The following is a 12041-nucleotide window of genomic DNA, read 5'->3' on the forward strand; positions in this document are numbered from 1 at the left end:
AATAATTGGCTGAATACACTCCAATGATGCAGGAGTATCTTAAAACAAAAGCGGAATATGAAGATTGTATCTTGTTTTACCGTCTAGGTGATTTTTATGAGATGTTTTTCGAGGACGCAAAGACTGCATCTAGAGAACTTGAATTAACACTTACAGGAAAGTCTTGCGGAGCAGAAGAACGTGCACCTATGTGCGGCGTTCCTTTCCATGCTGCAGACACATATATTAATCGCTTGGTTGCAAAGGGCTATAAAGTTGCAATTTGTGAGCAGGTGGAGGACCCAAAAGAAGCAAAGGGGCTTGTTAAAAGAGAAGTAATTAGAGTTGTTACTCCTGGTACAAATATCGATCAGCTTGCACTAGAAGAAGGAAGCAATAATTACATCATGTCTTTGTATTATACAAAGGGTGTGATTGGAATTGCTTGCTGTGACGTTTCTACTGCTGATTTCTATTTGACTGAAGTTAACGAAACTAGAAAGCTTACAGATGAGCTTTATAGATTTACTCCAGCTGAAATAATCTACAGCAAATCAATCTATGAATCAGGAATCGATATCACTGATTACGCGGACAAATTAAATATCGCTCTTACTCAGCTTGATGAATCTTACTTTGATGATACCTTAAGCACACGTGAGCTTTTGAATCATTTTAAAGCTCATTCCTTAGAGGGATTAGGATTAATTGATTTTACTGTTGGTAAGGTATCTGCAGGTTCATTATTACTTTACTTAAAAGAGACACAGAAATCAGAGCTTACACATTTAACACATATTACTCCATATACAGATGGAAAGTTTATGCTGATTGACAGCTCTACTCGCAGAAATCTTGAATTGACTGAGACAATGCGAGATAAACAAAAGCGTGGATCACTTCTTTGGGTTTTGGATAAAACTAAAACTGCCATGGGGGCTCGCCAGCTTAAGAGCTTTATTGAACAGCCACTTGTATCGGTAGATGAAATCATTAAAAGACAGGATGCTATCGAAGATATTAATGGTTCTTTAATTGACAGAGAAGAGCTCAGAGAGTATCTTTCATCAGTTTATGATTTAGAGCGTCTTATTACTAAAATCACATATCAATCAGCAAATCCAAGAGATTTGATAGCATTTAAGCAATCTATCGGCATGCTTGCTCCAATCAAAACATTGCTTGATGGCTTTCATTCACATTTAATCAGGGATTTGAATGCAAGCATCGATGATCTTAAGGATTTATATGTGCTTATTGATAATGCTATTGCGGAGGAGCCTCCAATCAGCTCACGTGATGGCGATATTATTAAGACTGGATACAACGAAGAAGTAGACAGACTTCGTTCTGCCAAGATAGATGGCAAGCAGTGGCTTGCTGAGCTTGAAGCAAAAGAGCGTGATAAGACTGGAATTAAAAATCTAAAGATAAAGTTCAACAAGGTTTTTGGATTTTATCTTGAGGTTACTAATTCATATAAGGATTTGGTTCCTGATTATTACGTTAGAAAGCAGACACTTACAAATGCGGAGCGTTACTACACTCCAGAGCTTAAAGAGCTGGAAGATAGCATTCTAGGAGCTGAGGATAGATTAAATACTATCGAGTATGAGTTCTTCAAAGCAGTCAGAGATACAATTGCTGGCGAGGTAGATAGAATTCAAATTAGTGCAAAGGCAATCGCAACACTTGATGCAATTATTTCGCTTGCAGTTGTTGCTGAAAAGAATCACTATGTGAGACCGGTAATTAATAATCGTGGAGTATTAGATATCAAGGAAGGCCGTCATCCTGTTGTTGAGCAGATGATTAATGCCGACCAGTTCATATCTAACGATTGTTATTTGGATCAGGATTCCAACACCATCGCAATTATTACAGGCCCTAATATGGCTGGTAAATCTACATACATGAGACAGGTTGCACTTATTGTGCTTATGGCTCAAATCGGTAGCTTCGTTCCAGCTACTAGTGCAACAATTGGTGTTGTAGATAGAATCTTTACCAGAGTAGGTGCATCAGATGATTTATCGACTGGTCAGTCTACATTCATGGTAGAGATGAATGAAGTAGCTAATATTTTGCATAATGCTACTAGCAAATCACTTTTGATTCTTGATGAGATAGGCCGTGGAACTTCCACATATGATGGACTTTCCATTGCATGGTCTGTTGTTGAACATGTGGCTTACAATATTGGTGCAAAAACTTTATTTGCAACACATTATCATGAGCTTACAGAACTGGAAGGTCAGATAAAAGGAGTTCATAATTACTGCATCGCAGTACAGGAAATGGGAGAGGATATTATATTCCTTAGAAAAATCATTTCTGGCGGCGCAGATCAAAGTTACGGTATACAGGTAGCCAGACTGGCAGGCTTACCTGAGGAGGTGCTTTCAAGGGCACGTACAATCGTAGATTCTTTAAATGAAAATGATATTGCTGCAGTTTCGGATAAGATTGCTCTGCAGGAAAAATTCGAAGAAAAGCTCAAAGAAGCTACAGGATTAGAGATTTCTGAATCTGAGGCACAGATAATTACAGAGCTAAAGAATCTTGATGTTACAAAGATAACTCCCCTTGAAGCTATGAACATATTGTTTGAGTATCACAATAAGGTGAAAGAATAATGGGAAAAATTAATTTACTTAGCCAGGAAACTATTGACAAAATCGCAGCAGGAGAGGTTGTTGAAAGACCTGCTTCTGTTGCAAAAGAGCTTATTGAAAACAGTATTGATGCCGGAGCCACTGCTATTTCTGTTGAGATAAAGGGCGGAGGAATTGAATATCTTCGTATAACCGATAATGGTTCTGGAATTGATAAGGATCAAATCCAAATCGCATTTTTGCGTCATTCAACCAGCAAAATCGAAGATGCTGCTGATTTAGCTAATGTTAGATCATTGGGATTTAGAGGGGAGGCTTTATCAAGCATTTCTGCTGTAGCTAAAGTCGAGCTTATTACAAAAACTAAGGACTCTCTACTTGGTGCATCCTACATTATCGAAGGCGCAAAGGAAGTATCTCTTACAGATATTGGAGCCCCTAATGGCACTACCTTTATTATTAGACAGCTGTTCTTTAACACACCAGCTAGAAAGAAGTTTTTGAAGTCTGAAAGCACTGAAGGAAGCTATGTATTTGATGTTGTTGAGCATTTGGCTTTATCCCATCCAGAGATTTCATTTAAGTTCTTGCTTAACGGCAAAGAAAAGCTTATGACTTCAGGTAATGGTGTGCTTTCAGATACCATATATCAGATTTATGGACGTCAGATAGCATCCAATGTTTTGGAGATAAATTACAAAGATGAGAGAGTTTCAATCAACGGCTTTATTGGAAAATCAGTTATTGCCAGAGGAAATCGAGCTTTCGAGCATTTCTTTGTAAATAATAGATATATCAAAAGCAATAATCTTTCCAGGGCTTGCGAAGAGGGATATTACGGCTTTTTGATGGGACATCAGTATCCATTCTTTGTAATTAATATCAATTTTGAAGATGGTGCTGTTGATGTTAATGTACATCCAACAAAGCAGGAAGTTCGATTCGAGGATGAGGCTTTTATACTTGAGATTCTTACTAAAGTAATAAATGATCGTCTTAGAAAAAGAGAAGATGTTCTTGAAGCTCATATTGATGAGCCAAAAGCATCAGCTCCTGCGCCAGTAATTGAAACATATACAGAGTTTGTTTCTAAGCCAGCTGTAGAACAGGAATCAGATTCTTCTTCATATGAAGTCTCAAATGATTCTGTGTCAGAAAAGGAACCGGAAATTATCCCTCCTGTGAAGGTAAAGCTTCCTGAACCATTCGAAAGGGATAGACTTGAAAAGATAAAAGCTCAGGTTACAAGTCAAATTCGACAGGACACACCTTACGAAAAGAAATTTGCTGAGAACAATCTAGACAAAACAAAGTATGAGCAGATTAGCTTTTTAAAGCAGGAAGCAGTTAAAGAGCACAAAATTATCGGTCAGGTATTTGATACATATTGGATTATTGAATATGATAAAAATATGTATATCATAGACCAGCATGCTGCTCATGAGAAAGTTCTTTTTGAAAAGACAATGGCTCGTCTCAAAAACAATGAAATGACATCTCAGATGGTTAGCCCACCAGTTATTATTTCATTGTCACCTCAGGATGTTCTTTTGTTTGAAAACTATCATGAGGCTTTTGAGAAGCTTGGATTTAGAGTGGAATCCTTTGGAGGAAATGAGCTTGCTATCAATGGAGTTCCAGGTAACCTATTAAATCTGGATCCAAAGACATTTTTCCTTGAGATACTTTCAGATTGTGAAAGCTTCAAGGCATCAGATTCATTTGACATGATAGTTGAGAGAGTAGCATCAATGTCTTGTAAGGCTGCTGTAAAGGGTAATAATAAGCTTTCTATTCCGGAGATTAAAACCCTAATCGATGATTTATTAAAGCTTGATAATCCATATCATTGCCCTCACGGTAGACCTACAATGATTTCGTTTTCAGAATACGAATTAGCAAAGAAATTTAAAAGGATTGTTTAATGGATAAATTAGTAATCTTAACTGGACCAACTGCGGTCGGCAAAACTTCACTATCAATTAATCTCGCCAAGGCTATAAATGGCGAGATTATTTCTGCTGACAGCATGCAGGTTTATAGAAAAATGGATATAGGTACAGCGAAGGTTACACCTGAAGAAATGGACGGAGTTCCACATCATTTGATTGATGTGATTGAGCCTACTGAGGATTATCACGTTGTAAAGTTTCAGCAAATGGTAAAGGATGCCATGGCAGATATTTATTCCAGAGGCAAAATACCTATCATTTGCGGAGGAACTGGATTTTACATACAAGCGATTTTGTATGATATTGATTTTACAGAAAACGATATCGATAAATCCTACCGTCAGTCTCTAGAAGATTTTGCTGATAAGTATGGAAATGATGCTTTGCATGAAAAGCTTAAGGGAATTGATCCTGAGTCGGCAGAAACTATTCCGGCTGCAAATAGAAAAAGAGTGATTAGAGCTATTGAGTATTATGAGCAGACAGGTGAAAAGTTCTCTGTTCACAATGCTACACAAAGAGAAAAAACTAGCCCTTATAACTTTGCTTATTTTGTATTAAATGACGATAGGGAATTGCTATATAATCGAATTAATAAAAGAGTTGATATAATGATGGAGGATGGCTTGTTATCCGAAATCGATAGCCTACTTGCTATGGGCGTCAAAAAGGGTATGACTTCCATGGATGGAATTGGTTACAAAGAATTACTGTCTTACAAGGATGGTGAGATATCTTTAGATGAGGCAGTAGAGCTTATCAAAAAGAACTCTAGAAACTACGCCAAGCGTCAACTTACTTGGTTTAGAAGAGAAAAAGAAGTCATTTGGCTTGATAAAACAGTTTATACGACAAGTGATGCTTTACTTGAAAAGATTTTAACTTGTTTGAAAGAGAAAGGAATTATAGAAAGTGTTTAGTATTTATAAGGATTTTGGTATTTCTAAAGAAGTTTATGATTACGGTGAGGAGATTCTAAAAGGTCTTAAGGACAGATTCGAGGAAATCGATAAAACAGCAGAGTTCAATCAGCTTAAGGTTCTTAAGGCTATGCAGGAACACAAGGTTGCAGCTGAGTGCTTCAACACATCTACTGGATACGGTTATGATGATGTTGGACGTGATACATTGGAAAAGGTGTATGCATCAGTTTTTAAAACAGAGGATGCTCTTGTTCGTCCACAGATTACATGTGGTACACATGCTCTTGCACTTGCATTAATGAGTAATCTTAGACCAGGTGATGAACTACTTTCACCTGTTGGAAAGCCATACGATACACTTGAAGAGGTAATTGGAATTCGTCCTTCAAACGGTTCTTTAGCTGAGTATGGCATTACATATGCACAGGTTGATTTGCTTGAAGATGGCGGATTTGACTACGATGGAATCAAAGCAGCTATTAATGAAAAGACAAAGCTTGTAACTATTCAGCGTTCTAAGGGATATGCAAATCGTCCTACATTATCAGTTTCACAAATCGGAGAGCTTATTTCATTCATCAAAGGTATTAAGCCAGATGTTGTCTGCATGGTAGATAATTGCTACGGAGAATTTGTTGAGAGAATCGAGCCAACAGAGGTTGGAGCTGATATGTGCGTAGGTTCTCTTATCAAGAATCCAGGCGGCGGACTTGCTCCTATTGGAGGATATATCGTAGGAACTAAGGAATGTGTTGAAAATGCTGCACACAGATTAACTTCTCCAGGACTTGGAAAGGAAGTTGGTGCTTCACTTGGAATTATGCAGTCATTCTACCAGGGATTCTTCCTTGCACCTACAGTTGTTGCCGGTGCTTTAAAGGGTGCCATTTTTGCAGCAAATGTATATGAGAAGCTTGGATTCCTTTGCGTTCCTAATTCTACAGAATCAAGACATGACATTATTCAGGCTGTTTCATTCCTTAAGCCAGAAGGACTTATTGCTTTCTGCGAGGGAATTCAGGCCGCAGCTCCAGTTGATTCATACGTTACTCCAGAGCCTTGGGATATGCCTGGTTACGATAGCAAAGTTATCATGGCAGCAGGTGCATTTGTTCAGGGTTCATCAATCGAATTATCAGCAGACGGCCCACTTCGTGCCCCATATACAGCCTTCTTCCAGGGCGGCCTTACATGGAATCATGCTAAGCTTGGTATACTAAATTCACTCCAAAAACTAGTGGATGCTTGCCTTGTGATGAAGTCTCAACTGTGTTAAAATTTTTAGGATGTTTTATATAAAAATATATACGGAGGAAAACCATGGCCAATTCATTTGGTATTGATATAGGAACCCAGAATCTTAAGATTTTTAGCGGTTCTAATAATCAAATTACTGACATAAAAAATACTATAGCAATCGTTAACAAGAATCAGATGTATTCATACGGTGATGCAGCTTATTCTATGTACGAAAAAGCTCCAGATACAATCAATGTTTCATTCCCAATTGTTTCTGGTGTTATTGCTGATTTTGATAATATGCAAACTATGCTTTTCGAAGTTATCGAAAAGGACTTAAAGGGCAAGATTAAGGGTAGCGACATTGTTGTTGCTGTACCTACTGACATTACTGAGGTAGAAAAGAAGGCTTTCTCTGATTTATTTAGCAAAGCAAAGAACAAGCCACATTCTATTAGAGTTTGTGAGAAGCCTATTGCCAGCGCTATCGGTATGGGACTTGATGTTTCAGAGCCTACTGGTGTTATGGTAGTAGATCTTGGTGCAGACACAACAGAGATTTCCGTTATTTCCCTTGGTGGTCTTGTTTTATCAGAGCTTCTTCCATTTGGTGGAAATCAAATCGACGAGTCAATCGTTACATACCTTAAGAGAAACTTTAATCTTGTTATTGGACAAAAGACTGCTAAGCAGCTTAAAGAAGAAATCGGTTCAGCTCAGGAAGGAAGAGGACAGAAGCTTACTGTTGTAGGTCGTGATGTTGTTAGCGGTCTTCCTATCGAGATGGAAGTTGAGAGTGATACAATCTACAACGCTATCAAGAATGATTTAGAGAGCTTCTGCACAAATGTAAAGCTTATTCTTGAGAAGGTTCCACCAGAGCTTGCAAAGGATATTGTTCATTCTGGAATTTATCTTACAGGTGGTACATCTCAGCTTTATCAATTGACAGATTTATTCTCAGAGGTTACAAACATCAAGGTTAACGTGATGGATGAGCCTCAGGAATCTTGTGTTAGAGGTTTAGGACAGGTTTTATCAGATTCTAAATACAAAATTTATGGATATAGCATGAGGGCAAGGATTTTCAAATAATGAGACAAAGAAAAGCAAATGGCGGTATTCCAAGTAAATATTTGCTAATGATTTTATCTATTGTTTGTATAATGCTTTTGTTTTTCAGTTATTCAACTGGTTTTTCAGGTGGTCCATTAGAGACAATTGCCAATCATATCTTTATTCCTATGCAAAAGGGAATAGATTACATTGGCAGCTCTATAGCCATTTCTTCAGCTGATACCAAGACTCGTGAGGAATTGGTTGCTGAAAACGAAGAGCTTCAGGCTCAGGTTGATGAGCTTAATTCTACTATCAACAACTACGAGCTTAAGCTAAAAGAATTAGATGAATTACAGGAATTATACGAGCTAGATCAAACTTACTACGACTATGAGACAACTGGTGCCAGAATCATCGGCAAAGGCACATCTAATTGGTTCAATACATTTACTATTGATAAAGGTACCAAGGATGGAATAGAAGTGGATATGAACGTTATCGCAGATGGCGGTCTTGTTGGTATCGTTACTTCTGTCGGAGATTCTTATGCAGTTGTTCGTGCAATCATTGATGACACATCGAATGTTAGCGCAACTATATCATCTACCGAAGATAACTGTATTGTTTCAGGTTCTCTTGAGAACATGACAGCCAGCAATCTTATCTTGTTTTCAGATTTGGATGATGACGATGATGAGGTAGCTATTGGCGATGTTATCGTTACATCTAACATTTCTGACAAATATCTTCCAGGATTGATGATTGGATATGTTTCATCTGTTTCTTTAGATGAAAATGAACTTACAAAATCTGGAACAGTCACACCAATTGTAGATTTTAAACATTTATCAAATGTCCTTGTTATTAAGCAGTTAAAGGAGTCATACGAAAGTGAGTGATTTTAAGCAATATTTAAAGAAAATATTGATTATAGCCCTTGTCATTTATGTATGCTTCTTACTGCAGACAAGTGTTTTTTCTAGATATAGACTTGCAGGTGTTACACCTAATGTCTTGATTTGTGTTGTATCTACTTACGGCTTCATGAAAGGCCGCAAATACGGTATCTTAATAGGATTTTTTGTAGGTATTCTTTTGGATATTTTTTCAGGCGGACTTTTTGGAATGTACGCTCTGATTTATATGTATATAGGTCTTTTAAATGGCCTCTTTAAAAAGCAGTTCTTTGGTGACGATTTACGTCTTCCAATGATTCTTATTGGGACAAGTGATCTAATCTATGGCGTTGCCACTTATCTCACTTTGTTTGCAATCAGATCTCAGTATGATTTTTCTTATTATCTTTTGAATATCATTTTACCTGAGGTTGTTTACACTTTACTTGTATCCATTTTTGTTTATTATGCAATTCTTCACATAAACAATTGGGTCGAAAAACTAGAAAAGAAAGGTTCTGATAGAATTGGATATTATTAAGGACTTTTTTGAAAATGCATTTTCTTCACGTATTCGCGTGGTTATAGTAGCAATGATTGCCTTTGCTGCTATTCTTATTTCACGTCTTTTTTATTTGCAAATATTAAATGGTAGTGAATATCAGGATAATTACAATTTAAAACTTGAAAAGACTGAATCAATTGCAGCTACAAGAGGAAATATATACGATAGAAACGGCAATTTGCTGGCTTATAATGAGCTGGTATACGCCGTTACTATTCAAGATACTGGAACTTATTCTTCTACAACAGAGAGAAGCCAGTCGTTAAATACTGAAATTGCTGAAATTATTTCTAAGCTTGAAAGCAATGGGGATACCATTGATAACGATTTTGGAATTTATATTGACTCATCAGGTTCATTCCAGTTTTTAAGTTCCGGCTCTGCGTTACAGCGTTTTAGAGCTGATATATTTGGCAAGAATAGCGTTGATGATTTGGAATATAACGAAAAGCTTGGAATCGACGAAGCAACCGCAACAGCTGATCAGATTGTTGAATATCTTGAAGGCGAAAAAGTTTATAACATCTCTGATGAATATTCTAAAAAGCTTCGCTATGAGATTATGGTTGTTCGTTATAATATGGGCCAGAATTCATATCAGAAATATATCTCTACAGTTATCGCATCAGATGTTTCCGATGAATCAGTTGCATTTATCAAAGAAAATATTAACGAGCTTACTGGTGTAGATGTAGAACAAAAGTCACTTCGTCGTTACGTAGACAGCGAATACTTTGCTCATATTATTGGATATACTGGTCAGATTTCTACTTCTGAATACAAGGAGCTTTCTGCCACAGATAGTACCGTCGAAACAACAGATATAGTTGGTAAATCAGGTATTGAAAAATATATGAATGATTATCTTTCTGGTACAAAGGGCTTTGAAACTTTGTACGTTGATAGTGTAGGTAATACTATCGCAGAGGGAGATTACCAGGCGGCTGTTTCCGGAAATGACGTTTATCTGTCTATTGATATGGATTTACAAAAAGCGGCCTATATCCTTTTGGAGCAGGAGATAGCAGGTATCCTTTATTCTAAGATTCAAAACATTAAAGAGTACAGCACAACATCTTCAAGTGATGTAGTTGTACCAATCTACGATGTTTATTATTCATTGATTAAAAATGGAATCATTGATATTAATGCTTTTTCTGATTCTAATGCTTCACAGACTGAAAAGGATGTTCTTAGTGCGTACGAGGTTAAAGAAAAAGAGGTTTTGGCGACTTTAAAGAGTCAGCTAAAGGCTTCTAATGAGACTGTTTATAATCAGCTTCCTGAAGAGTACCAGGCCTATTCTACTTATATCGTTACTACACTTAAGAGCCTTGGTATTTTTGACGCTAGCGCTATTGATACTACTTCAGATGTACAGACAAGCTGGACATCAGAGGAGATGGCTGTAAACAAATACCTTATCTATGCAATCGAGCAGAACTGGATTGATATTACTAAGTACGAATCAGAAGCAAAGTATGCAGATACTGACGAGCTTTACTCTGATTTAGTTGATTATATAATCGATTACCTTTCAACTGATACTTCATTCCAAAAGCTAGTTTATAAGTACCTTCTTTTGGATGATAATATTTCTGGAAGCCAGCTTTGTTTGATTTTATATGAGCAGGGTGTTCTTTCTAAGGAAGATGATGAGGATTACACCAAGCTTGCAGGCGGCCAAATTACAGCATATGAATTTATGCTTTCAAAGATTAAGTCTTTGGAGATTACACCAGGTCAACTTGCACTTGATCCTTGTTCAGGTTCAACTGTTCTTATCGATGTAAAAACAGGTGAAGTTCTAGCGATGGTTACTTATCCTGGCTATGACAATAACAAGCTTGCTAATTCTGTAGATGCAGATTATTATTCGTACCTTACAAATAGTGCGGCTAATCCTTTGTATAACTATGCTACTCAGCAGAGAACGGCCCCTGGTTCTACATTTAAGATTGTCAGCTCTACAGCAGGTTTGGCTGAAAATGTTATTACTACAACCTCTGAAATCGTCGATTTAGGACAATATACAAAGGTATCAAATAATCCTAAGTGTTGGATTTATCCAAGTAACCATGGAAGCATCAATGTTTCAGAAGCTATCAGAGATTCATGTAACTACTTCTTCTATGAAGTTGGTTGGAGATTAGCTGGTGGTGATGGCGCATATGATGACGCTACTGGTATTGATAAGATTACAGAATATGCATCGCTATACGGATTAGATGAGACTACTGGAATTGAAATAGAAGAAAACTCACCTCATATTGCTACAGAGTATCCTGTTATGGCTGCTATCGGTCAGTCAGATAACAACTACACCACAATTGGTTTAGCAAGATATGCCGCAGCTATTGCAAGCGAGGGAACAGTATACAACCTTACACTTCTTGATAGTGTAAGAGATGCTGATGGAAATGTTATTGAAAGCTATAGTCCTTCAGTTAGAAATCAAATAGATGTACTTAATGCATCAGAATGGGATGCTATACATTATGGTATGAGAATGGTATGCGAGTCGCTTTCATCATTTAACGGATTTTCTGTTGAAGTTGCAGGTAAGACTGGTACTGCTCAGCAGGTTGCATCTCGTCCTAACCACGCGTTATTCATAGGTTTTGCGCCATATAGTGATCCAGAGATTTCTATCGCTACACGTATTGCTTATGGTTATACATCACATAATGCTGCCGAGGTTTCAAAGGATATTTTGGCGTATTACTTTGGTGTATCTGCAACAGAAGACTTGCTTAGTGGTGAGGCTAGCACTGTTTCAAATTCTGAAAATGAATTTACAGATTAAAATACTT

Annotated in this window: 8 protein-coding genes; all 8 read left to right on the plus strand. The window is 37.2% G+C overall.

The window, feature by feature from the left end:
• Positions 1-23 precede the first annotated feature (23 nt).
• Genes mutS through T375_RS02325 form a run of 8 tightly spaced genes read left to right on the plus strand, consistent with a single transcriptional unit; the run spans position 24 to position 12034 of the window.
• Complete coding sequence (mutS, locus tag T375_RS02290; protein WP_081821955.1) at positions 24-2615, plus strand: DNA mismatch repair protein MutS; 2592 nt, start codon at positions 24-26, stop codon at positions 2613-2615.
• Positions 2615-4519 (plus strand): DNA mismatch repair endonuclease MutL, encoded by a 1905-nt coding sequence (gene mutL / locus T375_RS02295; RefSeq protein ID WP_044934360.1) that lies wholly within the window; start codon positions 2615-2617, stop codon positions 4517-4519. The genes mutS and mutL overlap by 1 nt, the downstream gene beginning before the upstream one ends.
• On the plus strand, positions 4519-5466 hold the full coding sequence (gene miaA / locus T375_RS02300; protein WP_044934362.1) for a tRNA (adenosine(37)-N6)-dimethylallyltransferase MiaA: 948 nt from the start codon (positions 4519-4521) through the stop codon (positions 5464-5466). Before mutL ends, miaA begins: the two co-directional genes overlap by 1 nt.
• Positions 5459-6745 carry a methionine gamma-lyase family protein gene (locus tag T375_RS02305; RefSeq protein WP_044934364.1) on the plus strand — a complete coding sequence of 429 codons (1287 nt, stop codon included), beginning with the start codon at positions 5459-5461 and terminating at the stop codon, positions 6743-6745. The genes miaA and T375_RS02305 overlap by 8 nt, the downstream gene beginning before the upstream one ends.
• Before the next feature lie 44 nt (positions 6746-6789).
• Entirely contained in the window at positions 6790-7803 is a 1014-nt protein-coding gene (gene mreB, locus T375_RS02310) for a rod shape-determining protein (protein ID WP_044934366.1), read from the plus strand.
• Positions 7803-8666, plus strand: coding sequence for a rod shape-determining protein MreC (mreC, locus tag T375_RS02315; RefSeq protein ID WP_044934369.1), 864 nt, complete (start codon positions 7803-7805; stop codon positions 8664-8666). The genes mreB and mreC overlap by 1 nt, the downstream gene beginning before the upstream one ends.
• Positions 8659-9204 (plus strand): rod shape-determining protein MreD, encoded by a 546-nt coding sequence (mreD, locus tag T375_RS02320; RefSeq protein WP_044934371.1) that lies wholly within the window; start codon positions 8659-8661, stop codon positions 9202-9204. The genes mreC and mreD overlap by 8 nt, the downstream gene beginning before the upstream one ends.
• Positions 9191-12034 (plus strand): penicillin-binding transpeptidase domain-containing protein, encoded by a 2844-nt coding sequence (locus T375_RS02325; protein ID WP_242839253.1) that lies wholly within the window; start codon positions 9191-9193, stop codon positions 12032-12034. Before mreD ends, T375_RS02325 begins: the two co-directional genes overlap by 14 nt.
• Positions 12035-12041: the final 7 nt, after the last annotated feature.

The sequence above is a fragment of the Pseudobutyrivibrio sp. LB2011 genome (assembly GCF_000701765.1).
GTDB classification, from domain to species: domain Bacteria; phylum Bacillota; class Clostridia; order Lachnospirales; family Lachnospiraceae; genus Pseudobutyrivibrio; species Pseudobutyrivibrio ruminis.

Excerpts from the sequence above, each read along its gene's own strand:
- mutL (WP_044934360.1), top strand. The coding sequence starts at position 2,615 with ATGGGAAAAATTAATTTACTTAGCCAGGAAACTATTGACAAAATCGCA.
- mreC (WP_044934369.1), top strand. The coding sequence starts at position 7,803 with ATGAGACAAAGAAAAGCAAATGGCGGTATTCCAAGTAAATATTTGCTA.
- mutS (WP_081821955.1), top strand. The coding sequence starts at position 24 with ATGATGCAGGAGTATCTTAAAACAAAAGCGGAATATGAAGATTGTATC.
- miaA (WP_044934362.1), top strand. The coding sequence starts at position 4,519 with ATGGATAAATTAGTAATCTTAACTGGACCAACTGCGGTCGGCAAAACT.
- mreB (WP_044934366.1), top strand. The coding sequence starts at position 6,790 with ATGGCCAATTCATTTGGTATTGATATAGGAACCCAGAATCTTAAGATT.